The sequence below is a fragment of the Pseudomonas sp. B21_DOA genome, from assembly GCA_030544685.1.
Taxonomy (GTDB): Bacteria; Pseudomonadota; Gammaproteobacteria; order Pseudomonadales; family Pseudomonadaceae; genus Aquipseudomonas; species Aquipseudomonas fluorescens_AO.
Map to the genome: position 1 here is coordinate 1,941,448 of CP086683.1, position 26,483 is coordinate 1,967,930.

Below are 26,483 nucleotides of genomic sequence, written 5' to 3' on the forward strand. Positions count from 1 at the left end.
CATGGAACGTCTGACACGCATATTGGCCGCACTCACCCGTTGGGGGCTGGGCCTGTGCGCGTTGGTTCTGGTGTTGATGGCGTTGTACGTCAGCCTCGGCCGCGAGCTGACGCCGCTGGTAGCGGAATACCGCGCCGACATCGAAGACAAGGCCAGCGCCGCCCTCGGCATGCCCTTGCAGATCGGTGAGCTGGAAGGCAACTGGAGCGGTTTCGCACCGATTCTGCTGGCCCACGACGTGATGGTCGGCGACGGAGCCAATGCGCTGCGCCTCGATCGTGTGCGGGTGGTACCGGACCTCTGGGCCAGTGTGCTCGCCCGCGAGGTGCGCCTCGCACATATCGAACTCAATGGTTTGAAGATCAGCCTCAAGGAAGCCGAAGACGGCACCTGGGCGCTGGAAGGTCTGCCGGTGCAGAAGGATCAGCCGTTCGATGCGGCACAACTGTTCCAGCGCTCGCAGATGATCAAGCAACTGTCGGTGCTCGATAGTCAGGTGACCCTGCAACCGCTCGACCACCCGCCCATGACGCTCACCTATGTCGGCCTCAATCTGCGTACCGGCGCGAGCCGCCAGCGTCTCGACGCGCGTCTGACGCTGCCCGATGGCCAGCCAGTGGCGCTGAGCCTGAAGACCCAATTGCGTCCTGATCAATGGCAGAACAGCGCCATCGAGGGTTATGCCAGCCTGCCGCAAAGCGACTGGTCGAAATGGCTCCCCGAACGCCTGACCCAGCAATGGAATTTTTCCGAGATCAAGGCCGGCGGCGAACTCTGGGTCGATTGGGCCGAAGGCGCATTGCAGAGCGCTGCGTTGCGCCTGAATGCACCGCAAGTGACTGGTGCCTACGCCGAGCGCAAGCCGATCCAGATCAATAATCTGGCGCTCAACGCCTATTACCGCAACACCGCCGAGGGGTGAAGGTCACTCTTGATTCGCTGGCGATGAGTTTTGGCGAAACCCGCTGGGAATCCCGCGTGCAGGTACAGCAGACCCGGGCGAGCGCCAAGGCGGAAGAGCTCTGGCACTTGCAGGCCGATCGCCTCGACCTGACCCCGATCACACCGCTGATCAATGCGCTGGGGCCGCTGCCGCAGAGTTTCGCCACGGTGGTCGAGCGTTTGAAGGTCACCGGCGGACTGCGCAATGTCCTGCTGGACTTCCGTCCGACCGCCACCGACGGCAACAAATTCGGCTTTGCCGCCAACCTCGACAACGTCGGTTTCGATGCCTATCACGGCGCTCCGGCGGCGCGAAATGTCAGCGGCAGCCTTAGCGGCAATCTCGACGGCGGCGAATTGCGCCTCGACAGCAAGGATTTCGTCCTGCACCTCGATCCGATTTTCGCCAAGCCATGGCAATACCTGCAGGCCAATGCGCGGCTGACGTGGAAGCTCGACAAGGATGGCTTCACCCTGATTGCGCCGTACCTGAAGGTGCTGGGCGAGGAGGGCAAGATTGCCGGCGACTTCCTCATCCGCCTGCACTTCGACCATAGCCAGGAAGACTACATGGACCTGCGCGTCGGTCTGGTCGACGGCGACGGTCGCTATACCGCGAAATATCTGCCGGCGGTGTTGAGCCCGGCGCTTGATGAGTGGCTGCGCACAGCGATCCTCAAAGGCGCGGTGGATCAGGGCTTCTTCCAGTATCAGGGCTCGCTGAGCAAGAATGCCGGCGAGGCTGATCGCAGTATCAGCCTGTTCTTCAAAGTACATGATGCCGAACTGGCCTTTCAGCCGGGCTGGCCGCATGTGAGCAAGGTCAGCGGCGATGTGTTCATCGAAGACAGCGGCGTGCGAATCTGGGCCAGCAAAGGCCAGTTGCTCGATACCCAAGTCAGCGATGTCTTCGTCAATATTCCTCACGTACCGGCCGGGCAGAACAGCCATCTGTTGCTCGATGGCGCGTTTGCCGGTGGCCTGGGCGATGGCTTGAAGATTCTTCAGGACGCGCCGATCGGCACTGGCGAAACCTTCGCCGGTTGGGAAGGCGCTGGTGATCTGAACGGCAAGCTCAAACTGGATATTCCGTTGGCCAAGGGCGAACAGCCGAAAATCCTCGTTGATTTCAAGACCGCCAATGCGCGGCTGAAACTGGCTGAGCCGAAACTGGAACTGAGCCAGCTCAAGGGCGATTTCCGCTTCGACAGTAACAAAGGCCTCAGCGGCCAGAACATCTCTGCACGGGCCTTCGACAAACCGGTCACTGCGCAGATCTTCGCCGATGGCAGCGCCAACCAGATCAAGACCCGGGTGGCGGCGTCGGGGCAGGTCGAAGTGAAAAAGCTCACCGACTGGCTGGGCGTGACCCAGCCGTTGCCGGTGTCCGGGACGATTCCGTATCAGTTGCAGCTGAATCTTTCCGGGGCCGACAGCCAGTTGCTGGTCAGCTCCAGCCTCAAAGGCGTGGCCGTTGATCTGCCGGCGCCCTTCGGCATGGCCGCCGATGTCGGGCGGGACACGGTGTTCCGCATGACCTTGCAAGGGCAGGAGCGGCGGTACTGGGTCAATTACGATCAACTGGCCAATTTCACTTTTGCTGCGCCGCCGAGCAATTTCGCCGATGGCCGTGGCGAACTGTTCCTCGGCGCTGGCGAAGCGGTGTTGCCGGGCGCCAAGGGTCTGCGCATTCGTGGGGTGCTGTCAGAGCTGGACGTTGCGCCGTGGCAGGAACTGGCGAATAAATACGCCGGGCAGGATCCGGGCGGCAGCGCCAAACAGTTGCTCAGCAGCGCTGACATCAAGGTCGGCAAATTGACCGCGCTCGGCACTACACTGGATCAGGCCTCGGTGCAGATCAATCGCAAGCCCGGCGCATGGAATCTGGCCCTCGACAGCCAGCAGGCCAAGGGCACGGCCAGCCTGCCGGACGCCAAGGGCATGCCGATCGCGGTGAATCTGCAATACGTGAAATTGCCGGCGCCGGACCCGGCGGTGCAGGCCGACGAGAATGCGCCCGATCCATTGGCGTCGGTCGATCCGACGAAAATCCCGGCCCTGGATATCACCCTCAACCAGTTGTTCCTGGGGCCCGATCTGGTCGGTGGCTGGTCGCTGAAAGTGCGACCGACCCCCAAAGGCATCGCCCTGAACAATCTCGACATGGGCCTCAAGGGCATCCTGCTGCAAGGCAATGGCGGCTGGGAAGGCACGCCGGGTGCGACCAGCAGTTGGTACAAGGGGCGGATCGGTGGCAAGAATCTGGCTGACGTGCTCAAGGGCTGGGGCTTTGCGCCGAGCGTCACCAGTGAAGAATTCCACATGGATGTCGATGGACGTTGGCCAGGCTCGCCGGCGTGGCTGGCGACCAAGCGCTTCTCCGGCACCCTTGACGCCTCGCTGAACAAGGGCCAGTTCGTTGAAGTGGAGGGCGGCGCGCAGGCGCTGCGGGTGTTCGGCCTGCTCAACTTCAACTCAATCGGCCGGCGCCTGCGTCTGGACTTCTCCGACCTGTTCGGCAAGGGCTTGAGCTACGATCGGGTCAAAGGCCTGCTGGTGGCGAACAATGGCGTCTACGTCACCCGAGAGCCGATTCGCCTGACCGGGCCTTCAAGCAATCTGGAATTGGACGGCACGCTGGATCTGGTCGACGACAAGGTCGATGCGAAATTGCTGGTGACACTGCCGGTGACCAACAACCTGCCGATCGCCGCGCTGCTCGTCGGCGCACCGGCGGTCGGCGGCGCGCTGTTCCTCATCGACAAGCTGATCGGTGACCGCGTCGCGCGCTTCGCCAGCGTCAAGTACACCGTCAAAGGCCCATGGAAAGAGCCGAAAATCACCTTCGACAAGCCTTTTTGAGCGGCCCGGTCTTGAAGCGATGGAGTAGCATGGCCAAATGCCTCTTTGGGAGTTCGCCATGTCTTTAGCGGTGATTCAAATGGTCAGCCAGAGCGACGTGCCGGCCAATCTGGCCCAGGCCCGACGCCTGCTTGAACAGGCTGCCGCCAGCGGAGCGAAACTCGCGGTGCTGCCGGAAAACTTCGCCGCCATGGGCCGTCGTGATGTCGCCGATATCGGTCGCGCCGAGGCCTTGGGCGAAGGGCCGATCCTGCCTTGGTTGAAACAGGTCGCCCGCGACCTCACCTTATGGATAGTCGCCGGTACATTGCCGTTGCCACCGTTGGGTCAACCCACGGCCAAAGCCAATGCCTGCTCGCTGCTGATCAACGAACACGGCGAGATCGTCGCGCGCTATGACAAGCTGCATCTGTTCGATGTCGATGTCGCCGACAATCGCGGCCGGTACCGTGAATCAGATGACTATGCTTATGGCGGTAATGTAGTGGTGGCGGATACGCCGGTGGGCCGCCTCGGTCTGAGCGTGTGTTACGACTTGCGCTTCCCGGAGCTGTACAGCGAATTGCGTGCCGCCGGTGCCGAGTTGATTACCGCACCGTCGGCCTTTACTGCCGTGACCGGCGCCGCGCATTGGGATGTACTGATCCGCGCGCGGGCCATCGAAACACAGTGTTATATCTTGGCGGCGGCACAGGGCGGCAGCCATCCGGGGCCACGCGAGACTTTCGGGCATGCGGCGATTGTCGACCCGTGGGGGCGTGTGCTGGCCCAGCAGGATCAAGGCGAGGCGGTGTTGCTGGCCGCCCGCGACAGCGATGAACAAGCGTCCATCCGGGCGCGCATGCCGGTGACGCGTCATCGGCGGTTTTTCTCGCAGGGCGCCCAGCGGCCTGCTTCAGAACTACGAATTTAAGGCGTAAACCTATGAGCGAGTTGTTGTCCTCAGTCAGTGATCACCTGTTGGCACCCGGCGGTGTCACGATCGAGAGCCTGCAAGGCGTGCTCGGCGATCTGGCCGGGCCGGGCATCGATGCCGCCGACCTGTATTTCCAAGGCCAGATTTCCGAGTCGTGGGCGCTGGAAGACGGCATCGTCAAGGAAGGCAGCTTCAATCTCGACCAAGGTGTCGGCGTGCGAGCGCAGTCCGGTGAGAAAACCGGTTTTGCCTACAGCAACGCGATCACCCTCGAAGCCCTCGGTGCAGCGGCCCGCGCCGCGCGTTCGATCTCACGTGCCGGGCAGAACGGCACCGTGCAGGCATTCACCAGCCAGGACGTCGCGCAACTGTACGCGCCCGATAACCCGCTGGAAGTGCTCAGCCGCGCGGAAAAAGTCGAGTTGCTCAAACGCATCGACGTCGCCACCCGCGCACTCGATCCACGGATTCAGCAGGTCAGCGTGAGCATGGCCGGGGTTTGGGAGCGGATTCTGGTGGCATCCACTGATGGCGGTCTGGCCGCCGATGTGCGCCCACTGGTGCGTTTCAACGTCAGCGTCATCGTTGAGCAGAACGGCCGGCGCGAACGCGGCGGACATGGCGGCGGCGGACGTACCGATTACCGCTACTTCCTCGCTGAAGACCGCGCTATGGGCTACGCCCGCGAAGCGCTGCGCCAGGCACTGGTCAATCTCGAAGCGATTCCGGCGCCGGCCGGTACCTTGCCGGTGGTGCTGGGCTCCGGCTGGTCCGGCGTGCTGCTGCACGAAGCGGTCGGTCACGGTCTGGAAGGCGATTTCAACCGCAAGGGCAGCTCGGCCTACAGCGGGCGCATGGGTGAAATGGTTGCCTCCAAGCTTTGCACCATCGTCGATGACGGCACCTTGAGTGGCCGTCGCGGTTCGCTCAGCGTCGATGACGAAGGCACGCCGACCGAGTGCACCACGCTGATCGAAAACGGCGTACTCAAGGGCTATATGCAAGACAAGCTCAATGCGCGGCTAATGGGCGTGGCGCGCACCGGTAACGGTCGCCGCGAATCCTACGCGCACCTGCCGATGCCACGGATGACCAACACCTACATGCTCGGTGGCGAAAGTGATCCAGCGGAAATCATCGCTTCGGTGAAGAAGGGCATCTACTGCGCCAACCTCGGCGGCGGTCAGGTCGATATCACCAGCGGCAAGTTCGTATTCTCCACCAGCGAGGCCTATTTGATCGAGGACGGCAAGATCACCGCACCGGTCAAAGGCGCGACGTTGATCGGCAACGGTCCCGAGGCGATGAGCCGGGTGTCGATGGTCGGTAACGATCTGGCGCTGGACAGCGGTGTGGGTACGTGTGGCAAGGATGGGCAGTCGGTGCCGGTGGGTGTCGGCCAGCCAACGCTGAAAATCGATGCGATTACCGTGGGTGGCACGGGCGCATAAGAGAGGCGGGGCTTTCGGGTGGCGCGCAGGACGGCCACCCGGTGGCGATTATCAACGCAGGCCGCGTTGAGTCTCGTCCAGCTCCCGAATGTATTTGAAGATCTTGCGGCTCGAAGCAGGTGGTTTGTTTTGCGCAACCTCATGCTGGGCCTGACGGATCAGGGAACGCAATTGCTGGCGATCGGCGTCCGGGTACTCGATGACGAATTTCTCCAGCACGGCGTCATCGCCCGCGATCAGGCGGTCACGCCAGCGTTCCAGATTATGGAAACGCTCGTTGTACTGGCGAGTGGAGGCATCGAGTTGATCGAGCAGAGTCAGAATCGCATCAGTGTCCTGGTCGCGCATCAGTTTGCCGATGAACTGCAAATGCCGTTTACGCGCGATGTTCGCGGTGTGCTTGGGCGCATCGGCCAATGCCCGGCGCAAAGCGTCGGTCAACGGCAGTTTGGCGACCAGATCAGGCTTGAGTGTGGTCAGGCGCTCGCCGAGGTCAACCAGCGCATGCAGCTCGCGTTTGACCTGAGATTTGCTTTTTCTCCCGTATCGAGGGAGTCGTCGTAAGAATCAACCATGGTGGCAGTCCGCAAAGAAACGCCGCCATGATAACCAGTCGGGGGCCGCTTGTCCGGCCCGGTCGCTCGATGACCCCAGCCGAAAGCAGAATTTGAGTGGAGATGAGCATGAGTGCAGTTCAAAGCGTCGGCCCGCAGGCATTGCCGGCACTGCAAGAACAGGTCGAGCAGATCATCGCCGAAGCCAAGCGCCAGGGCGCCAGCGCCTGTGAAGTCGCGGTGTCGCTGGAGCAGGGGCTGTCGACTTCGGTGCGTCAGCGCGAGGTCGAAACCGTTGAATTCAATCGTGATCAGGGTTTTGGTATCACCCTGTACGTCGGCCAGCGCAAGGGCTCGGCCAGCACCTCGGCCACCGGGCCGGAGGCGATTCGTGAAACGGTCGCAGCAGCACTGGCCATCGCCAAGCACACTTCCGAAGATGAAGCCTCGGGTCTCGCCGACGCCGCATTGATGGCCAGGGATGTGCAGGATTTCGACCTGTTTCACGAGTGGGACATCACCCCGGAGCAAGCTATCGAGAAGGCGTTGCTCTGTGAGGCAGCGGCGTTCGACGCCGATGCGCGGATCAAGAACGCCGACGGCACCACCCTCAGCACCCATCAGGGCTGCCGGGTTTATGGCAACAGCCATGGTTTCATCGGCGGTTACGCATCGACCCGGCACAGCCTGAGTTGCGTGATGATCGCTGAAGCCGAAGGCCAGATGCAGCGCGATTACTGGTATGACGTCAATCGTCAGGGCAGTCTGCTCGCCGATCCGGTGAGCATCGGCCAGCGGGCCGCGCAACGTGCAGCCAGCCGTCTGGGCGCGCGGCCGGTGCCGACATGCGAGGTGCCGGTACTGTTTTCCGCCGAGCTTGCGGGTGGCCTGTTCGGCAGCTTCCTCTCGGCCGCGTCGGGCGGCAGCCTGTATCGCAAATCGTCGTTTCTCGAAGGCACGCTGGGGCAGAAGTTGTTCCCGGAATGGCTGACCATCGATGAGCGTCCGCATCTGATGCGTGCCATGGGCAGTGCTTCCTACGACGGTGATGGCCTGGCGACCTACGCAAAACCGTTCGTCGAAAAAGGCGAGTTGGTCTCATACATCCTCGGCACCTACTCCGGGCGCAAACTGGGCATGCCGAGCACCGCCAACGCAGGTGGGGTGCACAACCTGTTCGTCACCCATGGCGACGAGGATCAGGCAGCGCTGCTGAAGCGCATGGGCCGAGGTCTGCTGGTCACCGAGTTGATGGGCCATGGCCTGAACATGGTCACCGGCGACTATTCGCGTGGCGCGGCGGGCTTCTGGGTGGAGAACGGCGAGATCCAGTTCGCTGTGCAGGAAGTGACCATCGCCGGCAACATGCGCGACATGTTCAAGCAGATTGTCGCGGTGGGTAATGATCTGGAGCTGCGCAGCAACATCCGCACCGGCTCGGTGTTGATCGAGCGGATGACTGTCGCCGGCAGCTAACCCCGGCCGTTACACAAAAAAGGCGCGCCACCTCATCGGGTGGTGCGCCTTTTTTATGATTGCATAAATCCCCTGTGGGAGCGGGCTTGCTCGCGAATGCGGTCTTTCAGTCAGAACATCTCCGGCTGGACACACCGCATTCGCGAGCAAGCCCGCTCCCACGGATTGCGTGCATGTCTGCTTGTGTTGGTTCTCATTATCATCTAATAATAAATCTCATCTCCGAACGAGTCCCGGATCATGAGTTCTGCCTTGCATGAGCAGCCCTACCTCGAAAGCTGGCGCTGGATGAGCCGCCAGATCCGTTGCGCGCTGGATCCCGACGAACCGCGCCTGATCGAACATTACCTCGCCGAAGGGCGCTATCTGTCCTGTTGCACAGCCATTTCGCCCTGGACTGTCGCCGAAACGTCTTTTCGTCTGCTGCTCGACACTGCCACCGATGTCGCGTTGCCGTGGCATTGGCGCAGCCTCTGTGTCGATCAAGCCTGGCGTCCCTTGCGTGAAATGGAACGCCTGTCGCTATGCCAATGCCGCGTGCGGCGCTGGCAACGCTACACCTGGCAACTCGCCACTTGCGAGTTGCAACCGTCGATTCCTCTCATTGATTTGCTGCAAGGACATTCGCATGACCAAGACACGTATTGAACGCGACAGCATGGGCGAACTGCAGGTGCCGGTCGATGCGCTCTATGGCGCGCAGACCCAGCGCGCCGTGGACAACTTCCCGATCAGCGGAAAACCGATGCCGACGCAGTTCATTCGCGCATTGATCCTCGCCAAAGCCGCCGCCGCCCGCGCCAATGTCGAGCTGAACCAGATCAGCGCGGCCCAGGGCAAAGCCATCAGTGATGCCGCGCAGGGTCTGCTCGAAGGTGATTTCATGCAGCACTTCCCGGTGGACATCTTCCAGACCGGGTCTGGCACCAGCTCGAACATGAACGCCAACGAAGTGATTGCCACGCTGGCCAGCCGCATGCTCGATGAACCGGTCAACGCCAACGATCACGTCAATTGCGGGCAAAGCAGCAACGACATCATCCCGACCACCATCCACGTCAGCGCCGCGCTAGTGCTGCATGAACAACTGCTGCCGGCGCTGTTGCATCTGGTCCAGGTCATCGAGCGCAAGGCCGAGCAGGTGCATCACCACGTCAAAACCGGGCGCACCCATCTGATGGACGCGATGCCGGTACGCATGAGCCAAGTGCTCAACGGCTGGGCGCAGCAGCTCAAGGCCAACATTGCGCATCTGCAGGATTTGCTGCCGAGTCTGCAAGCACTGGCGCAGGGCGGCACGGCGGTGGGTACCGGGATCAATGCGCATCCGGAATTCGCCGCTCGATTCAGTCGGCACCTGAGCCAACTGACCGACGTGCAATTCACTCCGGGCAAAAATCTGTTCGCGTTGATTGGCTCGCAGGACACCGCCGTCGCCGTCTCCGGGCAGCTCAAGGCCACCGCAGTATCACTGATGAAAATCGCCAACGACCTGCGCTGGATGAACTCAGGTCCCTTGGCCGGTCTCGGCGAAATTGAACTCGAAGCGCTGCAACCGGGGTCGTCGATCATGCCCGGCAAAGTCAACCCGGTGATCCCGGAAGCCACCGCGATGGTCGCTGCGCAAGTGATTGGCAACGACTCGGTGATCACCGTCGCCGGTCAATCCGGCAATTTCGAACTGAACGTGATGCTGCCGATCATCGCGCAGAACCTGCTGAGCAGCATCGAACTGCTGGCCAACTCCAGTCGCCTGCTCGCCGACAAGGCAATCGCTACTTTCAAGGTCAACGAATCGCGCCTGCAAGAAGCGTTGTCGCGCAACCCGATTCTGGTCACCGCGCTCAACCCCATCATCGGTTATCAGAAAGCCGCTGAAATCGCCAAGCAGGCCTACAAGGAAGGCCGCGCGGTGATCGACGTCGCTCTGGAACACACCGACCTGTCGCGCAGCCAACTGGCAGAGTTGCTCAACCCCGAGAAACTCACCGCCGGCGGCGTGTAAACCCCGTAACCGCTTTGGAGGCTCACCATGGAGCACTGGAAACGCACGATCGAACGGGCCAATCGCTGTTTCATGCTGGGCGAGCTGATCGACGCCCGTGAGGCTTACCTGCAAGCGCTGGCCCTGGCGCAAGTGTTGTTCGAACGCTGGGCGGATGCCGACGAAGCGGTGGCGGCCTGCGTCGTCTCTCACCACAACCTCGCCGACCTGCATCTGCGCCTGAATCAACCGGAGGAGAGCGCCGAATACCTCTGCGCCATCCACCAACGCCTGTTGCAGACCATGCAGGACGAACGGCTGCGTCCGGCCCTGCGTGAAGCGGCATTGCGCCAGAGCAGCAAGACTTACGTCGAACTGCTGAATTTCATCAGCGAGCACGGCGAATACCCGCGCACCCAGCGCCTGCTGCATCCGGACACCGGCAATGCTCGCCGCGCCTCAAATTCTCATCAGTATGGAGTCCATTGAAATGGCTTTTACCTTGCCTGCCTTGCCTTACGCCTACGATGCCCTCGAGCCGCACATCGATGCGCAGACCATGGAGATCCATTACACCAAGCATCACCAGACCTACATCAACAACCTCAACGCCGCCGTAGAAGGGACCGAGTTTGCTGAATGGCCGGTGGAAAAACTCGTCGCCAGTGTCCAGCAACTGCCGGAAAAGCTTCGCGCGGCGGTGATCAATCAGGGCGGCGGCCACGCCAACCATTCGCTGTTCTGGGAAGTCATGGTGCCCAACGGTGGCGGCAAGCCCGACGGCGCGCTGGCCACGGCTATTGATGAGCAACTGGGCGGACTCGACAGCTTCAAGGAAGCCTTCACCAAAGCCGCGCTCACCCGTTTCGGCAGCGGTTGGGCGTGGCTCAGCGTGACCCCGGAGAAAAACTGGTCGTGGAAAGCAGCGGCAATCAGGACAGCCCGTTGATGAACGGCAATACCCCAATCCTCGGTCTCGACGTCTGGGAGCACGCCTACTACTTGCGCTACCAGAACCGTCGCCCGGAATACATCAGCGCGTTCTACAACGTGATCAACTGGCCGGAAGTTGCTGCGCGCTATCAGGCCGCGCTGGTTTAAGCCTTCCATAAAAACAATCAGGGCTGAGTATGGGCACGCAAACACTGGCGATTGGCAGCGGGCGCATGTTTCGTTACGCGGTGGGTTCACTGTTGCTGTTGGCGGGGATGACTTTACTGGTCGCCCACGGTTTGCAATGGCTGAATCTGGAACCGAGGCTGTTGCGCGCCTTGCAGGGCGGTGCTATCTGCGCATTGGGCACGGCGCTTGGCGCGGTGCCGGTGCTGGTGATCCGGCGCATGCCGCAGGCACTCAGCGACACCTTGCTGGGATTTGGTGCCGGGGTGATGCTGGCGGCGACCGCATTTTCGTTGATCGTGCCGGGGATTGCTGCGGCCGAAAGTCTTGGTCTGACGCCGTGGGCTGCCAGTGGCCTGATCTGTTTCGGCATCCTGCTCGGCGCGTTTGGCCTGTATCTGGTAGATCGCAGGGTTTCCGGTGCCTCGCCGGAGATGCTCGTCGGCACGCTCGACCATCCGGTGATTCCACCGCGAATCTGGCTGTTCGTGTTCGCCATCATTGCGCACAACATTCCGGAAGGTATGGCGGTCGGCGTATCTGCCGGCGGCGGCATGCCGGACGCCGACAGCCTGGCGATGGGCATCGCTCTGCAGGATGTGCCGGAAGGACTGGTGATTGCTTTGGTGCTGGCCGGGGCAGGAATGTCACGGGTCAGGGCGTTTCTGATCGGCGCGGCGTCGGGGTTGGTTGAGCCGGTGTTTGCGCTGTTGTGTGCGTGGCTAGTGAGTCTGGCTCAGGTACTGTTGCCGCTGGGGCTGGCACTGGCGGCCGGGGCGATGTTGCTGGTAGTGACCCACGAAGTGATCCCGGAGTCGCGCCGTCACGGGCATGACAAACTGGCGAGTCTTGGCTTGTTGATCGGGTTTTGTCTGATGATGGTGATGGATACGGCGTTGGGTTGAAAGAAGATCAAAAGGTCGCAGCCTGCGGCAGCTCCCACCTTGGAATGCGTTTCCTGTAGGAGCTCCGCAGGCTGCGATCTTTTGACTTTGGCTATCAGCCACCTTCGTCGAAGTAGTTGTTGATCAACGCTACCAGCGCATCCATGGCTTCCTGCTCTTGATGCCCTTCAGTACTCAAATAAATTTTGGTGCCCTTGCCCGCCGCGAGCATCATCATTGCCATGATGCTCTTGCCGTCGACAGTCGTTTCAGGTGTGCGTCCCACTCTGATCGTGCAGTCTGGATACTGACCGGCCACGCCGACGAACTTGGCCGATGCCCGGGCATGCAGGCCCAGCTTATTGATGATTTCGATTTCACGAGCAGGCATCGCGGTGTGGATCCTTTAGGTGAGGTCGCGGTGGCGAACCTGGACGTTCTTCAAGGTTTTCTGCAGAGCCTGACCCAGGCGTTCGGTCAGGTAGACGGAGCGGTGATGCCCGCCGGTGCAGCCAATGGCAACGGTGACGTAGGCGCGGTTGCTCGCGGCGAAACGTGGCAGCCATTTGTTCAGATAAGCGTAGATGTCCTGATACATTTCTTCGACATCGGGCTGCTGGGCCAAATACTCTGCCACCGGTGCATCGAGGCCCGACTGCGCGCGCAGCTCCGGTTTCCAGTACGGATTGGGCAGGCAACGCACATCGAAGACCAGATCGGCATCGACCGGCATGCCGCGCTTGAAGCCGAACGATTCAACCAGGAACGCCGTGCCGGGCTCAGGCTGATTCAACAGGCGCAACTTCAGGGTGTCGCGCAGCTGGTACAGATTGAGATGGGTGGTGTTGATTTTCAGGTCGGCCAGATCGGCGATCGGGCCGAGCAGGGCGCTTTCATCGTGAATCGCTTCAGCCAGTGAGCGATTGGCGTTACTCAACGGGTGACGACGACGGGTCTCGGAAAAACGCTTGAGCAGGGTTTCTTCGTCGGCGTCCAGATACAGCACATCGCACTTGATATGTTTGGCACGGACGTCTTCGAGCAATTCAGGAAAGCGTGACAGATGGCTGGGCAAGTTGCGTGCATCGATCGACACGGCGACCAGCGGCTGCGCCAGCTCCGTGTGGATCAGCGCCCGCTCGGCCAGTTCCGGCAGCAAACCAGCCGGCAGGTTGTCGATGCAGTAGTAGCCGTTGTCCTCAAGGACATTCAGGGCGGTACTTTTGCCCGAGCCCGAACGGCCACTGACGATGATCAAGCGCATGATTAGTGCCCGTTCTGCTCGTCCAGTACAACCTGGTACAAGGCTTCGTTGCTCGCGGCGCTGCGCAGTTTTTCGCGCACTTCCTTGCGGTCGAGCATGCTGGCGATCTGGCGCAGCAACTCCAGATGCGCATCAGTCGCGGCCTCCGGGACCAGCAGCACGAAGAGCAGGTCGACCGGGGCGCCGTCGATGGCGTCGAAATCGATCGGGGCTTCCAGGTGCAGCAGGGCGCTGACTGGCGCCGTGCAGCCCTTGAGGCGGCAATGGGGAATGGCGATGCCGTTGCCGAAACCGGTGGAACCGAGTTTTTCACGGGCGATCAGCGCCTCGAAGACATCCTGCATCGCCAGATCCGGCACTTCGCGGTGGATCAGGTTGGCAATCTGTTCAAGGGCTTTTTCTTGCTGCCGCCCGGCGCGTTCACTTGGGAACGGCCGGGGGTCAGGATGGTTTCAAGTCGGATCATGGGATAGGGGTGTTAACGACCGGTTGCGCCCTGGAGGAGGCTCTGGGTCTTTTCCTTATGCTTTTTGAGTTGGCGATCCAGCTTGTCGGTGAGTGAGTCGATCGCAGCGTACATGTCAGTATCTTCTGCGTTGGCGACCACTTCGCTGCCGGGGATATGCAAGGTGGCTTCGATCTTCTGCTTCAGCTTTTCGACGCACATCGTGACCTGCACGTTGGTGATCTTGTCGAAATGTCGCTCCAGTCGTTGGAGTTTTTCCTCGATGTAGGAACGCAGAGGTTGGGTCACTTCCAGTTGGTGTCCACTGATGTTGACTTGCATACAGCTTCTCCTTCGTTGCCAGTGCATAAAGCGGCAGGCCGAAAAGCCTGCCACTGGAACGCTGTAACGTGGCTTACATCAACCGCTTGCGTTCGCTCGAAGGCGCGATTCCGAGGGATTCGCGGTACTTGGCGACGGTGCGGCGAGCCACCTGAATGCCTTGTGCCTCCAGTAAACCAGCGATCTTGCTGTCACTCAACGGCTTTTTCTGATTTTCCGCGGCGACCAGTTTCTTGATGATCGCGCGGATCGCTGTGGACGAGCATTCGCCGCCTTCGGAGGTGCTGACGTGGCTGGAGAAAAAGTATTTCAGCTCATAAATACCGCGCGGGGTATGCATGAATTTTTGCGTGGTTACCCGGGAAATCGTTGATTCGTGCATGCCGACCGCTTCGGCGATGTCATGCAATACCAGCGGCTTCATCGCTTCGTCGCCGTATTCGAGGAAGCCGCGCTGATGTTCGACGATCTGCGTGGCGACTTTCATCAGGGTTTCGTTACGGCTTTGCAGGCTCTTGATGAACCAGCGGGCTTCCTGCAACTGATTGCGCATGAAAGTGTTGTCGGCGCTGGTGTCGGCACGCTTCACAAACCCGGCGTACTGGGCGTTGACGCGCAGACGTGGCACCGATTCCTGGTTCAGCTCGACCAGCCAGCGCTCGTTGTCCTTGCGCACGATCACATCGGGAATAACGTATTCGGCTTCGGTCGATTCGATCTGTGAGCCCGGACGCGGATTGAGGCTCTGCACCAGCTCGATGACCTGGCGCAACTCGTCTTCCTTGAGCTTCATCCGGCGCATCAACTGGCTGTAATCGCGGCTGCCGAGCAAGTCGATGTAATCGGTAACCAGACGCTTGGCTTCGCTCAGCCACGGCGTCTTGGCTGGCAGTTGGCGCAGTTGCAGAAGCAGGCATTCGCTGAGGTTGCGTGCGCCGATCCCGGCGGGTTCGAATTGCTGGATGCGATGCAGAACGGCTTCGATTTCATCGAGCTCGATGTCCAGTTCCGGATCGAATGCTTCGAGAATCTCTTCGAGCGTTTCGTCCAGGTAGCCCTGATTGTTGATGCAGTCGATCAGGGTCACGGCGATCAGGCGATCGGTGTCGGACATCGGTGCCAGGTTCAGTTGCCAGAGCAGATGGCTCTGCAGGCTCTCGCCGGCGGACGTGCGGGTGGTGAAATCCCATTCGTCGTCATCGCTGCTGGGCAGGCTGCTGGCGCTGGTCTGGTAGACGTCTTCCCAGGCGGTATCCACCGGCAATTCGTTGGGGATGCGCTCGTTCCATTCGCCATCCTCGAGGTTATCCACCGTCGGGGCGGTTTCCTGATAGGAGGGTTCCTGAATCTCGGCGGGCTTCTGTTCGGCGTTGTCGGCCAGAGGATCGGCGTTGTCGAAGTCGTCGCCTTCGTCCTGGCGTTCGAGCATCGGGTTGGATTCCAGAGCCTCCTGGATCTCCTGTTGCAGGTCCAGGGTCGACAATTGGAGCAGACGGATGGCCTGTTGCAGCTGCGGCGTCATCGTCAGCTGCTGGCCCATTCTCAAGACTAGCGATGGTTTCATGGCAGGGGCTTAACACCTTATTCGCCGGCGCTTTGCGCCATCCACTACAGGGCGCCGAAGCGCCAAACTTAAGCAAATTATATGCCTGAAACTGAAGTGTTTGCCTAGAGCGCTGTAACAATTAAAGCGGATAAATGCGCCTTGAATCGATACAGCGCTGTCGCGCTTACAGGCGGAACTCGTGACCCAGATACACTTCCTTGACCAGATCGTTGGCCAGGATGGTCTCGGCATCGCCTTCAGCGATCAATTGACCGTCGTTGACGATGTAAGCGGTTTCGCAGATATCCAGTGTCTCGCGGACGTTGTGGTCGGTGATCAGCACACCGATGCCCTTGGCCTTGAGGTGGTGAATGATCTGCTTGATGTCGCCCACCGAGATCGGGTCGACACCGGCGAACGGTTCGTCGAGCAGGATGAATTTCGGCGCAGTCGCCAACGCACGAGCGATTTCCACCCGGCGACGCTCACCACCGGACAGGCTCATGCCAAGGTTGTCGCGGATGTGGCTGATGTGGAATTCCTGCAGCAGGCTTTCCAGCTCCTTGCGACGACCGGCCTTGTCCAGTTCCGGACGCGTCTCGAGGATCGCCATGATGTTGTCGGCAACCGACAGTTTGCGGAAGATCGACGCTTCTTGCGGCAGATAGCCGATACCCGCCTTGGCGCGGCCGTGCATCGGCTGGTGGCTGACGTCCAGGTCATCGATCAGCACACGGCCCTGATCGGCCTGCACCAGGCCGACGATCATGTAGAAGCACGTCGTCTTGCCGGCGCCGTTCGGGCCGAGCAAGCCGACGATCTGCCCGCTGTCGATCGACAGGCTGACGTCACGCACGACCTGGCGGCTTTTATAGGCCTTGGCCAGGTGCTGAGCTTTCAGAGTTGCCATTACTGGGATTTCTCTTCGGTTTTCTTCTTCGGCTGGATCACCATGTCAATGCGCGGACGCGATTCGGTGACCTTGCTGCCCGTGGCGCGACCGGCGCTGGCCAGTTTCTTCACGGTGTCGTAGACGATTTTTTCGCCCTGGGTGACGTTGTTATCCTTGTCGATAACCTTGGCCTTGTCGATCAGCACCACCCGGTTCTGCTGGGCGTGGTATTGAATCGTCACGCCGTAGCCCTTGACCGGGTTGGCGTCGCCCTGGGTCTGCAGCTGCTCGAAGTAAGCCAGGTTGCCCACCGAGGTCACCACGTCGATGTCGCCATTGGGCGCGCGCGTCATGGTCACGGTGTTGCCTTTAACGATCATCGAACCCTGGGTAATGATCACGTCACCTTTATAGGTGGCGATGCCATTCTTGTCGTCCAGTTGGGCGTCGTCGGCCTGAATGCGGATAGGCTGCTGCTGATCGTTCGGCAGGGACCAGGCGCTCGCGCTTCCCAGTGCTGCGCCCAGACTGAGCAAAATAGGGAGGGTTTTAACGAGCCTCATACTGTCCTCTTACGTTCGATTGCAGGTGTATCCTGCTGTCCTTCAGGTACGCTTTCATTCCGACGCCAGTCGATACGCCACCAGCGCCCTCGATTCTAACGGGTTGCGCAGTCTGCGCATATTCCTGCTGCGGGAACACGGTCATGCGCGTGCTGGTGATCAGCGTGCCGCGCTTTTTCTCATCGGTGCGCTGCACACGGACCGAATCGATCAATTCCACTTCGGTACCGCCCGAGTTCACTTCGCCGCGTTCGCTGGTCACGTGCCAGGGAAGTCGGTGCCGCGATACATATTCAGGTCAGGCTTGGTCACCAGGGTGATGTCGGTAGCCTTGACGTGCTCGGCCTTGTCGGAAGTCATCTCGTACTGCACCTTGCCGTCGGGCAGGTACTGAATGGTATGCGTGTTGGTCGCGTACCAGTCGATCGGATTCTCGGCAGCCGAAACCGGTGGCTTGTCGAGGAAGCGTTCCGGGCTGATGTTCCAGTAGCCGACCGCAGCGAAAATCGCCGCGATGCAGCCGAACAGCAGGAAGTTGCGAAACTTTTTGCTAAACATGGTCAGGCTCACAGGTACGCGGCGTTGGCCGCTTCGAGGCGGCCCTGGGCGCGCAGGATCAATTCGCAGAATTCGCGGGCGGCACCTTCGCCGCCACGGGCGCGGGTAACGCCGTGGGCGTGTTCGCGGACGAAATCGGCAGCGTTGGCCACCGCCATGCCCAGCCCTACACGGCGGATTACCGGCAAGTCTGGCAGATCGTCACCGAGATAGGCGACTTCTTCATAGCTTAGGCCCAGTTGCGCGAGCAGGCCGTCGAGCACCACCAGTTTGTCTTCACGCCCCTGAAACAGATGCGGGATGCCGAGGTTCTTCGCGCGGCGCTCGACCACCGGGGTCTTGCGACCGCTGATGATTGCGGTTTGTACGCCGGCATTCATCAACATCTTGATGCCTTGGCCGTCGAGGGTGTTGAAGGTCTTGAACTCACTGCCGTCTTCGAGGAAGTACAGGCGGCCGTCGGTGAGCACACCGTCGACATCGAAAACTGCCAGTTTGATCGCTTTGCCGCGTTGCAGCAGATCGTTGCTCATTACATGACTCCTGCGCGCAGCAGATCGGAGAGGTTGAAGGCGCCGATCGGGCGATCCTCCTCGTCGACGACTACCAGGGCGTTGATTCGATGGTCTTCCATGATTTTCAGGGCTTCGGCGGCGAGCATGTCGGGCCGGGCGGTCTTGCCGTGGGCGGTCATCACCTGATCGATGGTGGCGCTGCGGATGTCGATGGCGCGATCCAGGGTGCGGCGCAAATCACCGTCAGTGAAGATCCCGGCGAGCTTGCCGTCGGCTTCAAGGATAGCGGTCATGCCTAGGCCTTTGCGGGTCATTTCCATCAGTGCGTCCTTGAGCAGGGTGCCGCGTTGTACCTGCGGCAGCTCTTGCCCGGCGTGCATGACGTTTTCCACTTTCAGCAGCAGGCGACGGCCAAGGGCGCCGCCCGGATGCGAGAACGCGAAATCTTCAGCAGTGAAACCACGAGCTTCCAGCAGCGCCACGGCCAGGGCATCGCCCATGACCAGCGCAGCAGTAGTAGAAGAAGTCGGTGCCAGATTCAACGGGCAGGCTTCGTGCTCGACATGCACATTGAGATTGACCTCGGCAGCCTTCGCCAAGGGCGACTGCGGGTTGCCGGTGACGCTGATCAGTTGAATGCCCAAGCGCTTGATCAGCGGCAGCAGCGTCACGATTTCATTGGTCGAACCAGAGTTCGACAGGGCCAGAATCACGTCGTCGCGGGTAATCATGCCCATGTCGCCATGGCTGGCTTCGGCCGGATGCACGAAAAACGCCGGAGTGCCGGTGCTGGCGAGGGTGGCGGCGATCTTGTTGCCGATGTGCCCGGATTTGCCCATGCCGACCACGACCACACGGCCCTTGCTGGCCAGAATCATCTCGCAAGCGCGTACGAAATCGGCGTCGATATGGGCCATCAAGCCTTGGACGGCTTCCACTTCGAGGCGGATGGTGCGTTGTGCCGATTGAATCAGGTCGCGGGTTTTGCTCATGTCAGAATCGTATGGGCCGATGAAAAGGCGGCGATTATAGCGGTTATGTGGCAAAGCCTCACGCAAGTTCGACGTGCTTTGTCATTACTGGTTACCAAAACCCTCTGAAACTCGCTCAGGCCCTCTTCAGTCGGCGATCTTGGCCGGGTTCTCGCTTGGGCGCTCAGCCTTTGCAGTGATATAGTTCGCCGCCAGTTCGGCCTGCCCGGGATGCAGGTGTTTCCGAGGAAAGTCTGGCATCCCAGTGAGAGGCTGCATCGCAAGGAGTTTAGATGAGTGCCGATAACGCCTACGCGGTCGAGCTGAAGGAGTCTCCTTCAAGCGCGGTGCGCGGAGCATTTTCAATAACGTCGATATCCGCATACCGCGCGGCAAGGTCACCGGCATCATGGGGCCTTCCGGCTGCGGCAAGACCACGCTGTTGCGCCTGATGGGCGCGCAGTTGCGGCCGTCCAGCGGCGAAGTCTGGGTCAACGGGCAGAACCTGCCGACGCTGTCGCGCAGTGATCTGTTCGATGCGCGCAAGCACATGGGCGTGCTGTTTCAGAGCGGTGCGCTGTTCACCGACCTCGATGTGTTCGAGAACGTGGCCTTTCCGCTGCGGGTGCACACCCAGCTGCCGGAAGACATGATCCGCGACATCGTCCTGCTCAAACTGCAGGCCGTGGGGCTGCGTGGCGCCATCGAGCTGATGCCGGACGAACTGTCCGGCGGCATGAAGCGCCGCGTGGCGCTGGCCCGGGCGATAGCCCTCGATCCGCAGATTCTCATGTACGACGAGCCCTTCGTGGGCCAGGACCCGATCGCCATGGGCGTGCTGGTGCGCCTGATCCGTCTGCTCAACGATGCGTTGGGCATTACCAGCATCGTGGTGTCTCACGATCTGGCGGAAACCGCGAGCATTGCCGACTACATCTATGTAGTGGGCGATGGTCAGGTGCTGGGGCAGGGCACGCCGGATGAGCTGATGAATTCGGATGAGCCGCGTATCCGCCAGTTCATGACCGGCGATCCCGATGGCCCGGTGCCGTATCACTTTCCAGCGACGGATTACCGCGCAGATCTTCTGGGAAGCGCTGATGCGCAGAATTTCATTGATGGAACGCGTGCGTCGGTTCGGCGAATCGGCGATCGACGCGGTCGCGGTGTTTGGTCGAGCGACCCTGTTCCTGTTTCACGCCCTGCTGGGCCGTGGCGGTATCAGCGGTGGTTTCGGCCTGTTGATCAAGCAGCTGCATTCGGTCGGCGTCATGTCGCTGGTGATCATTGTGGTCTCCGGCATTTTCATCGGCATGGTCCTCGCGCTGCAGGGCTTCAGCATTCTTTCCAGCTATGGTTCAGAGCAGGCGGTGGGGCAGATGGTCGCCCTGACGTTGCTGCGTGAACTCGGGCCGGTGGTTACGGCATTGCTGTTTGCCGGTCGCGCCGGTTCGGCCCTGACCGCCGAGATCGGCAACATGAAATCGACCGAGCAGCTGTCCAGCCTGGAAATGATCGGTGTCGATCCGCTCAAGCACATCATCGCCCCGCGCCTGTGGGCCGGCTTCATTTCCTGCCGGTGCTGGCGATGATCTTCAGCGTCGTCGGTATCTGGGGTGGTTCGTGGGTCGCGGTCGACTGGCTGGGTGTCTACGAAGGCTCGTACTGGGCGAACATGCAGAACAGCGTGACCTTCACCAGTGACGTGCTCAATGGCGTGATCAAAAGTGTCGTTTTCGCCTTCGTCGTGACCTGGATCGCCGTATTTCAAGGCTATGACTGTGAACCCACTTCCGAGGGAATCAGTCGTGCCACCACCAAGACCGTGGTGTTTGCCTCGCTGGCAGTGCTCGGCCTGGACTTTATTCTGACCGCTTTGATGTTTGGAGATTTCTGATGCAAAACCGCACCCTGGAAATCGGTGTCGGCCTGTTCCTGCTGGCAGGGATCCTGGCTTTGCTGCTGCTCGCCTTGCGCGTCAGTGGCCTGTCTCCGACTTCGTCTACCGATACTTACAAGCTGTATGCGTATTTCGACAATATCGCCGGTCTGACGGTCAGAGCCAAAGTGACCATGGCCGGTGTGACCATCGGTAAGGTCACTGCTATCGATCTGGATCGCGACAGCTTCACCGGTCGGGTCACGCTGCAAGTGGATAAAAAGGTCGACAACCTGCCGGTCGACTCGACAGCGTCTATCCTCACCGCGGGTCTGCTGGGCGAGAAATACATCGGTATCAGCGTCGGCGGTGAAGACACCCAGTTGAAAGACGGTGGAACCATCCATGACACGCAGTCGTCACTGGTACTGGAAGACCTGATCGGTAAATTCCTGCTCAATACCGTTAGCAAAGACGCCAAATGAGGAGCTTTTGAATGATCTCTATCTTGCGACGTGGCCTGTTGGTGTTGCTCGCGGCCCTGCCGTTGATGGCTAACGCCGCACCGGGGCAATCGGCTCATGACCTGATTCAGGACACCACGAACCGGATGCTTGCCGATTTGCAGGCCAATAAAGAAAAGTACAAGCAGGATCCGCAGGATTTCTATGCGGCGCTCAACAGCATTGTCGGGCCGGTGGTGGATGCCGAGGGCATCTCCAAGAGCATCATGACCGTGAAGTATTCGCGCAAGGCCACGCCTGAGCAGATGCAACGCTTTCAGGAAAACTTCAAGCGCGGCCTGTTCCAGTTCTACGGCAACGCGCTGCTGGAATACAACAACCAGGGCATCACGGTTGACCCGGCCAAGGACGAATCTGGCGACCGCACCAGCGTCAACATGACCGTCAAGGGCAGCAACGGCGCGATTTATCCGGTGCAGTACACCCTTGAGAAGATCGGTGGCGAGTGGAAACTGCGCAACGTGATCATCAACGGCATCAACATCGGCAAGCTTTTCCGTGATCAGTTCGCCGACGCCATGCAGCGCAATGGCAACGATCTGGACAAGACCATCGATGGCTGGGCCGGTGAAGTGGCCAAGGCCAAGCAGGAAACCGACAAAGCCGCCGCGAAGCCAGCGCAATGAGTGAGGCGGCAGTTCGCATGAGTGATGTCGACGAGCTGGTGCTCAGCGGCGTGCTGGATTACCGCACCGGGCCCGACCTGCGCAAGGAAGGGCAGGCGCTGATCAAATCGAGCAAGGCATCGGCGCTGGTCATCGATTGTTCGGCGGTGCAGAAGTCCAGTAGCGTCGGCCTGTCATTGCTGCTGTGCTTCATGCGCGATGCGCAGGCGGCCGGCAAGGCCGTCAGCATTCGCGCGATGCCCGAAGACATGCGCGAAATCGCTCAGGTCAGTGAACTGACCGAGCTGTTGGCGCATCCCTGAACCGACATCTATAAAGAAGCCCCCGTCAGAGTCCTGCGTTGCGGGGTTCGCAGGCGCGGGGCTTTTTGTATGATGTCCGACCCGTGCGCACAGGGCGCCGATTGAGGTTGAGCATGCAGGCCGTAGAAGTGAAGAGCTTCCTTGAAGGAAAGCTGCCAGGAACGCTGGTAGAAGTTGAAGGCGAAGGCTGCAACTTCCAGCTGAACGTGATTAGCGATGAACTGGCGGCGTTGAGCCCGGTGAAGCGTCAGCAGCAGGTCTATGCCCATTTGAACCCATGGATCACCGATGGCAGCATCCATGCGGTCACTATGAAATTTTTCAGCCGCGCGGCCTGGGCCGAGCGCACCTGAGCCCTAGGGCGTCGAGATACTAATGGATAAATTGATTATTACCGGTGGCGCTCGTCTTGATGGCGAGATCCGCATTTCCGGCGCGAAGAACTCCGCCCTGCCGATTCTGGCCGCGACCTTGCTGTGCGATGGCCCGGTCACCGTTGGCAACCTGCCGCACCTGCACGACATCACCACCATGATCGAGCTGTTCGGGCGCATGGGCATTGAGCCGGTGATCGACGAGAAGCTCAGCGTCGAAATCGACCCGCGCACGATCAAGACCCTGATCGCCCCGTACGAACTGGTGAAAACCATGCGTGCGTCGATTCTGGTACTAGGCCCTATGGTTGCCCGTTTCGGTGAAGCCGAAGTCGCACTGCCTGGCGGTTGCGCCATCGGTTCGCGTCCGGTTGACCTGCACATCCGCGGTCTGGAAGCCATGGGCGCGGTCATCGACGTCGAAGGCGGCTACATCAAGGCCAAGGCGCCTGAAGGCGGCCTGCGCGGCGCGCATTTCTTCTTCGACACCGTCAGCGTGACCGGTACCGAAAACATCATGATGGCCGCTGCACTGGCCAAAGGCCGCAGCGTGTTGCAGAACGCCGCGCGCGAGCCTGAAGTGGTCGATCTGGCGAACTTCCTCAACGCCATGGGCGCCAAGGTTTCCGGCGCCGGCACCGACACCATCACCATCGATGGCGTCGAGCGTCTGGGTTCGGCTTTCTACAAGGTCATGCCTGACCGTATCGAAACCGGCACCTACCTGGTCGCTGCTGCCGTCACCGGTGGCCGCGTCAAGGTCAAGGACACCGATCCGACCATTCTCGAAGCAGTGCTGGAAAAGCTGCGTGAAGCCGGCGCGGAAATCACCTGCGGTGAAGACTGGATCGAGCTGAACATGCACGGCAAGCGGCCGAAAGCGGTCAACGTGCGCACCGCGCCGTACCCGGCGTTCCCGACCGACATGCAGGCCCAGTTCATCTCGCTGAACGCCATTGCCGAAGGCACCGGTGCGGTGATCGAGACGATCTTCGAAAACCGTTTCATGCACGTGTACGAGCTGCACCGCATGGGCGCGCATATCCAGGTTGAAGGCAACACCGCGATCGTCACCGGCATCGAGAAGCTCAAGGGCGCGCCAGTCATGGCCACCGACCTGCGCGCATCGGCCAGCCTGGTGATCTCGGCGCTGGTTGCCGAAGGCGACACGCTGATCGACCGCATCTACCACATCGACCGTGGTTACGAGTGCATCGAAGAAAAACTGCAAATGCTGGGTGCCAAGATCCGTCGCGTTCCGGGCTGATCGCTGCATCGGGACACAGGGACGTGTCCGTTGAATTCGTTTCGAGTCGAGGGTGTACGCACCCTCGATGTGTGTCCGGCGCCGATTGCGACCGGGCATGAGTACCTTGATAAGGACTGACGTTTCCCATGTTGACCATCGCACTGTCCAAGGGCCGCATCCTTGACGACACCCTGCCGCTTCTCGCTGAAGCGGGCATCGTGCCGACCGAGAATCCGGACAAGAGCCGCAAGCTGATCATTCCCACGACCCAGGACGACGTGCGTCTGCTGATCGTGCGTGCCACCGACGTGCCGACCTATGTCGAGCATGGCGCGGCCGACCTCGGCGTCGCCGGTAAGGACGTGCTGATGGAATACAGCGGCCAGGGCCTGTACGAGCCGCTGGACCTGCAGATCGCCCAGTGCAAGCTGATGACCGCCGGCAAGATCGGCGCGGCCGAGCCCAAGGGCCGTCTGCGCGTGGCGACCAAGTTCGTCAACGTCGCCAAGCGTTATTACGCCGAGCAGGGCCGTCAGGTCGATATCATCAAGCTGTACGGCTCGATGGAACTGGCGCCGCTGATCGGGCTGGCCGACAAGATCATCGACGTGGTCGACACCGGCAATACCCTGCGCGCCAACGGCCTGGAGCCACAAGAATTGATCGCCACGATCAGCTCGCGTCTGGTGGTCAACAAGGCTTCAATGAAAATGCAGCACGCTCGTATCCAGGCGTTGATCGACACCCTGCGCAACGCAGTGGAATCGCGACACCGCGGCTGATCTACCAGCGCGGCCCGAGGCCGCGCCGTCTATCCGCCTCATAGCCAGAATTCTCAGGTGCCCAAGCGGATCGAATGCTAGTTTCGGGCGCCTGAGTTTTTGCCAATTCCTATGAGGCTCTCGCTATGACCGCAACCACTGCAATTCGCCGACTCAACGCTGCTGACCCGGATTTCGCGCATCATCTGGATCATCTGCTGAGCTGGGAAAGTGTGTCTGACGACTCGGTCAATCAGCGCGTGCTGGACATCATCAAGGCTGTGCGCGAGCGCGGTGACGCGGCGCTGGTCGAATTCACCCAGAAGTTCGACGGCCTCGAAGTCGCCTCGATGGCTGACCTGATCCTGCCGCGCGAGCGCCTCGAATTGGCCCTGACCCGCATCACCGTGCCGCAACGCGAGGCCCTGGAAAAAGCCGCCGCGCGGGTACGCAGCTATCACGAAAAACAGAAGCAGGACTCCTGGAGCTACACCGAAGCTGACGGCACGGTGCTCGGCCAGAAAGTCACGCCACTGGATCGCGCAGGCCTGTACGTGCCGGGCGGCAAGGCCTCCTATCCGTCGTCGGTATTGATGAACGCGATTCCGGCCAAGGTGGCCGGCGTGACCGAAGTGGTCATGGTCGTGCCGACCCCGCGCGGTGAAATCAACGAGCTGGTGCTGGCCGCTGCCTGCATCGCCGGTGTCGACCGCGTGTTCACCATCGGCGGCGCGCAAGCAGTTGCCGCCCTGGCTTACGGCACCGAAAGCGTGCCGCGTGTCGACAAGGTTGTCGGCCCGGGCAACATCTATGTGGCCACGGCCAAGCGTCATGTGTTCGGCCAGGTCGGCATCGACATGATCGCTGGCCCTTCGGAAATTCTTGTGGTCTGCGACGGCCAGACCGATCCGGACTGGATTGCCATGGACCTGTTCTCCCAGGCCGAGCACGACGAAGACGCGCAAGCGATTCTGGTCAGCCCCGACGCCGAGTTCCTCGACAAGGTGGCCGCGAGCATCGATAAATTGCTGCCGACCATGGACCGCGCGACCATCATCGAAACTTCGATCAATGGCCGTGGTGCGCTGATTCAGGTTAGCGACATGGCCCAAGCCATCGAAGTCGCCAACCGCATTGCCCCGGAACACCTGGAATTGTCGGTCGCTGATCCACAAGCCTGGCTGCCGCAGATTCGTCACGCCGGTGCGATCTTCATGGGCCGCCACACCTCCGAGGCATTGGGCGACTACTGCGCCGGCCCGAACCACGTGTTGCCGACTTCAGGCACCGCGCGCTTCTCCTCGCCGCTGGGCGTCTACGACTTCCAGAAACGCTCATCGATCATCTTCTGCTCCGAGGCCGGCGCTTCCGAGCTGGGTAAAACTGCATCGGTACTGGCCCGTGGCGAATCACTGAGCGCCCACGCGCGCAGCGCCGAATACCGCATCAAAGACCAAGACTTTCTGAAAGGGCAGGGGAACTGA

At 60.8% G+C, this 26,483-nt stretch carries 22 protein-coding genes and 7 pseudogenes; 18 read left to right on the forward strand and 11 right to left on the reverse strand.

All coding sequences use genetic code 11. The features are described 5' to 3' along the window. Window position 1: 1 nt before the first annotated feature. From LJU32_08800 to tldD, 3 genes and pseudogenes are all read left to right on the forward strand, one after another. Window positions 2–3,804, forward strand: a pseudogene (locus tag LJU32_08800) (TIGR02099 family protein). Window positions 3,805–3,862: 58 nt separating this feature from the next. Continuing rightward, on the forward strand, window positions 3,863–4,717 hold the full coding sequence (locus LJU32_08805) for a carbon-nitrogen hydrolase family protein (protein ID WKV90275.1): 855 nt from the start codon (window positions 3,863–3,865) through the stop codon (window positions 4,715–4,717). An 11-nt stretch (window positions 4,718–4,728) separates the two neighbouring features. Then, window positions 4,729–6,171, forward strand: coding sequence for a metalloprotease TldD (gene tldD / locus LJU32_08810; protein WKV90276.1), 1,443 nt, complete (start codon window positions 4,729–4,731; stop codon window positions 6,169–6,171). Between the two features lie 51 nt (window positions 6,172–6,222). Here the strand turns inward: tldD and LJU32_08815 are convergent. Next, window positions 6,223–6,746, reverse strand: a pseudogene (locus LJU32_08815) (ribosome-associated protein). A gap of 102 nt (window positions 6,747–6,848) precedes the next feature. Here LJU32_08815 and pmbA point away from each other — a divergent pair. The 6 genes and pseudogenes from pmbA to LJU32_08845 all read left to right on the forward strand — a co-directional run bounded on the left by pmbA (window position 6,849) and on the right by LJU32_08845 (window position 12,209). Then, complete coding sequence (gene pmbA / locus LJU32_08820; GenBank protein ID WKV90277.1) at window positions 6,849–8,201, forward strand: metalloprotease PmbA; 1,353 nt, start codon at window positions 6,849–6,851, stop codon at window positions 8,199–8,201. 240 nt (window positions 8,202–8,441) lie between these two features. Next, window positions 8,442–8,849 (forward strand): FagA protein, encoded by a 408-nt coding sequence (locus tag LJU32_08825; protein WKV90278.1) that lies wholly within the window; start codon window positions 8,442–8,444, stop codon window positions 8,847–8,849. Beyond that, window positions 8,830–10,206, forward strand: coding sequence for a class II fumarate hydratase (locus LJU32_08830; GenBank protein WKV90279.1), 1,377 nt, complete (start codon window positions 8,830–8,832; stop codon window positions 10,204–10,206). Before LJU32_08825 ends, LJU32_08830 begins: the two co-directional genes overlap by 20 nt. 27 nt (window positions 10,207–10,233) lie before the next feature. Then, window positions 10,234–10,674 carry a hypothetical protein gene (locus tag LJU32_08835; GenBank protein WKV90280.1) on the forward strand — a complete coding sequence of 147 codons (441 nt, stop codon included), beginning with the start codon at window positions 10,234–10,236 and terminating at the stop codon, window positions 10,672–10,674. 1 nt (window position 10,675) lies between these two features. Continuing rightward, window positions 10,676–11,286 (forward strand): annotated as a pseudogene (locus LJU32_08840) (superoxide dismutase). A 29-nt stretch (window positions 11,287–11,315) separates the two neighbouring features. After that, entirely contained in the window at window positions 11,316–12,209 is an 894-nt protein-coding gene (locus LJU32_08845) for a ZIP family metal transporter (protein ID WKV90281.1), read from the forward strand. 94 nt (window positions 12,210–12,303) lie between these two features. Here LJU32_08845 and LJU32_08850 read toward each other — a convergent pair whose 3' ends face one another. The 10 genes and pseudogenes from LJU32_08850 to LJU32_08895 all read right to left on the reverse strand — a co-directional run bounded on the left by LJU32_08850 (window position 12,304) and on the right by LJU32_08895 (window position 19,305). Further along, complete coding sequence (locus tag LJU32_08850) at window positions 12,304–12,579, reverse strand: HPr family phosphocarrier protein (GenBank protein WKV90282.1); 276 nt, start codon at window positions 12,577–12,579, stop codon at window positions 12,304–12,306. Window positions 12,580–12,594: 15 nt separating this feature from the next. Next, complete coding sequence (rapZ, locus tag LJU32_08855; protein ID WKV90283.1) at window positions 12,595–13,452, reverse strand: RNase adapter RapZ; 858 nt, start codon at window positions 13,450–13,452, stop codon at window positions 12,595–12,597. Between the two features lie 2 nt (window positions 13,453–13,454). Then, window positions 13,455–13,918, reverse strand: a pseudogene (gene ptsN, locus LJU32_08860) (PTS IIA-like nitrogen regulatory protein PtsN). 12 nt (window positions 13,919–13,930) lie between these two features. Next, a complete protein-coding gene (gene raiA, locus LJU32_08865; GenBank protein ID WKV90284.1) occupies window positions 13,931–14,239 on the reverse strand; it encodes a ribosome-associated translation inhibitor RaiA in 309 nt (102 codons plus the stop codon). A 73-nt stretch (window positions 14,240–14,312) separates the two neighbouring features. Beyond that, window positions 14,313–15,803, reverse strand: coding sequence for an RNA polymerase factor sigma-54 (locus tag LJU32_08870; GenBank protein WKV90285.1), 1,491 nt, complete (start codon window positions 15,801–15,803; stop codon window positions 14,313–14,315). Window positions 15,804–15,969: 166 nt separating this feature from the next. Further along, window positions 15,970–16,695 (reverse strand): LPS export ABC transporter ATP-binding protein, encoded by a 726-nt coding sequence (gene lptB / locus LJU32_08875; GenBank protein WKV90286.1) that lies wholly within the window; start codon window positions 16,693–16,695, stop codon window positions 15,970–15,972. Beyond that, on the reverse strand, window positions 16,695–17,240 hold the full coding sequence (gene lptA, locus LJU32_08880; GenBank protein WKV90287.1) for a lipopolysaccharide transport periplasmic protein LptA: 546 nt from the start codon (window positions 17,238–17,240) through the stop codon (window positions 16,695–16,697). The genes lptB and lptA overlap by 1 nt, the downstream gene beginning before the upstream one ends. Then, window positions 17,227–17,798 (reverse strand): annotated as a pseudogene (gene lptC / locus LJU32_08885) (LPS export ABC transporter periplasmic protein LptC). The gene lptA and the pseudogene lptC overlap by 14 nt, the downstream one beginning before the upstream one ends. An 8-nt stretch (window positions 17,799–17,806) precedes the next feature. Next, complete coding sequence (locus LJU32_08890) at window positions 17,807–18,331, reverse strand: HAD family hydrolase (GenBank protein ID WKV90288.1); 525 nt, start codon at window positions 18,329–18,331, stop codon at window positions 17,807–17,809. Continuing rightward, a complete protein-coding gene (locus tag LJU32_08895; protein ID WKV90289.1) occupies window positions 18,331–19,305 on the reverse strand; it encodes a KpsF/GutQ family sugar-phosphate isomerase in 975 nt (324 codons plus the stop codon). The genes LJU32_08890 and LJU32_08895 overlap by 1 nt, the downstream gene beginning before the upstream one ends. Window positions 19,306–19,577: 272 nt before the next feature. Here LJU32_08895 and LJU32_08900 point away from each other — a divergent pair. The 9 genes and pseudogenes from LJU32_08900 to hisD all read left to right on the forward strand — a co-directional run bounded on the left by LJU32_08900 (window position 19,578) and on the right by hisD (window position 26,483). Further along, window positions 19,578–20,377: pseudogene (locus tag LJU32_08900) on the forward strand (ATP-binding cassette domain-containing protein). A gap of 7 nt (window positions 20,378–20,384) precedes the next feature. Then, window positions 20,385–21,181, forward strand: a pseudogene (gene mlaE, locus LJU32_08905) (lipid asymmetry maintenance ABC transporter permease subunit MlaE). Then, window positions 21,181–21,648, forward strand: a complete 468-nt coding sequence (gene mlaD, locus LJU32_08910; protein WKV90290.1) for an outer membrane lipid asymmetry maintenance protein MlaD — start codon at window positions 21,181–21,183, stop codon at window positions 21,646–21,648. Before mlaE ends, mlaD begins: the two are co-directional and overlap by 1 nt. 11 nt (window positions 21,649–21,659) lie before the next feature. Then, on the forward strand, window positions 21,660–22,313 hold the full coding sequence (locus LJU32_08915) for an ABC transporter substrate-binding protein (protein WKV90291.1): 654 nt from the start codon (window positions 21,660–21,662) through the stop codon (window positions 22,311–22,313). Beyond that, window positions 22,310–22,615 (forward strand): STAS domain-containing protein, encoded by a 306-nt coding sequence (locus LJU32_08920; protein ID WKV90292.1) that lies wholly within the window; start codon window positions 22,310–22,312, stop codon window positions 22,613–22,615. The genes LJU32_08915 and LJU32_08920 overlap by 4 nt, the downstream gene beginning before the upstream one ends. Before the next feature lie 113 nt (window positions 22,616–22,728). Beyond that, a complete protein-coding gene (locus LJU32_08925) occupies window positions 22,729–22,968 on the forward strand; it encodes a BolA family transcriptional regulator (protein WKV90293.1) in 240 nt (79 codons plus the stop codon). Between the two features lie 22 nt (window positions 22,969–22,990). Further along, window positions 22,991–24,256 (forward strand): UDP-N-acetylglucosamine 1-carboxyvinyltransferase, encoded by a 1,266-nt coding sequence (murA, locus tag LJU32_08930; protein WKV90294.1) that lies wholly within the window; start codon window positions 22,991–22,993, stop codon window positions 24,254–24,256. Window positions 24,257–24,384: 128 nt separating this feature from the next. Beyond that, entirely contained in the window at window positions 24,385–25,020 is a 636-nt protein-coding gene (gene hisG / locus LJU32_08935; protein ID WKV90295.1) for an ATP phosphoribosyltransferase, read from the forward strand. A gap of 125 nt (window positions 25,021–25,145) precedes the next feature. Beyond that, window positions 25,146–26,483: a histidinol dehydrogenase gene (gene hisD / locus LJU32_08940; protein WKV90296.1), complete on the forward strand. Its 1,338-nt coding sequence runs from the start codon at window positions 25,146–25,148 to the stop codon at window positions 26,481–26,483.

Bases quoted from the DNA above. Each gene is read 5' to 3' on its own strand.
- LJU32_08830 (WKV90279.1), top strand. From the start codon at position 8,830: ATGACCAAGACACGTATTGAACGCGACAGCATGGGCGAACTGCAGGTG.
- LJU32_08835 (WKV90280.1), top strand. From the start codon at position 10,234: ATGGAGCACTGGAAACGCACGATCGAACGGGCCAATCGCTGTTTCATG.
- lptB (WKV90286.1), bottom strand. From the start codon at position 16,695: ATGGCAACTCTGAAAGCTCAGCACCTGGCCAAGGCCTATAAAAGCCGC.
- LJU32_08850 (WKV90282.1), bottom strand. From the start codon at position 12,579: ATGCCTGCTCGTGAAATCGAAATCATCAATAAGCTGGGCCTGCATGCC.
- hisD (WKV90296.1), top strand. From the start codon at position 25,146: ATGACCGCAACCACTGCAATTCGCCGACTCAACGCTGCTGACCCGGAT.
- LJU32_08915 (WKV90291.1), top strand. From the start codon at position 21,660: ATGATCTCTATCTTGCGACGTGGCCTGTTGGTGTTGCTCGCGGCCCTG.
- rapZ (WKV90283.1), bottom strand. From the start codon at position 13,452: ATGCGCTTGATCATCGTCAGTGGCCGTTCGGGCTCGGGCAAAAGTACC.
- LJU32_08870 (WKV90285.1), bottom strand. From the start codon at position 15,803: ATGAAACCATCGCTAGTCTTGAGAATGGGCCAGCAGCTGACGATGACG.
- tldD (WKV90276.1), top strand. From the start codon at position 4,729: ATGAGCGAGTTGTTGTCCTCAGTCAGTGATCACCTGTTGGCACCCGGC.
- LJU32_08920 (WKV90292.1), top strand. From the start codon at position 22,310: ATGAGTGAGGCGGCAGTTCGCATGAGTGATGTCGACGAGCTGGTGCTC.
- mlaD (WKV90290.1), top strand. From the start codon at position 21,181: ATGCAAAACCGCACCCTGGAAATCGGTGTCGGCCTGTTCCTGCTGGCA.
- hisG (WKV90295.1), top strand. From the start codon at position 24,385: ATGTTGACCATCGCACTGTCCAAGGGCCGCATCCTTGACGACACCCTG.
- lptA (WKV90287.1), bottom strand. From the start codon at position 17,240: ATGAGGCTCGTTAAAACCCTCCCTATTTTGCTCAGTCTGGGCGCAGCA.
- LJU32_08890 (WKV90288.1), bottom strand. From the start codon at position 18,331: ATGAGCAACGATCTGCTGCAACGCGGCAAAGCGATCAAACTGGCAGTT.
- pmbA (WKV90277.1), top strand. From the start codon at position 6,849: ATGAGCATGAGTGCAGTTCAAAGCGTCGGCCCGCAGGCATTGCCGGCA.
- LJU32_08895 (WKV90289.1), bottom strand. From the start codon at position 19,305: ATGAGCAAAACCCGCGACCTGATTCAATCGGCACAACGCACCATCCGC.
- LJU32_08825 (WKV90278.1), top strand. From the start codon at position 8,442: ATGAGTTCTGCCTTGCATGAGCAGCCCTACCTCGAAAGCTGGCGCTGG.
- LJU32_08925 (WKV90293.1), top strand. From the start codon at position 22,729: ATGCAGGCCGTAGAAGTGAAGAGCTTCCTTGAAGGAAAGCTGCCAGGA.
- LJU32_08845 (WKV90281.1), top strand. From the start codon at position 11,316: ATGGGCACGCAAACACTGGCGATTGGCAGCGGGCGCATGTTTCGTTAC.
- LJU32_08805 (WKV90275.1), top strand. From the start codon at position 3,863: ATGTCTTTAGCGGTGATTCAAATGGTCAGCCAGAGCGACGTGCCGGCC.
- murA (WKV90294.1), top strand. From the start codon at position 22,991: ATGGATAAATTGATTATTACCGGTGGCGCTCGTCTTGATGGCGAGATC.
- raiA (WKV90284.1), bottom strand. From the start codon at position 14,239: ATGCAAGTCAACATCAGTGGACACCAACTGGAAGTGACCCAACCTCTG.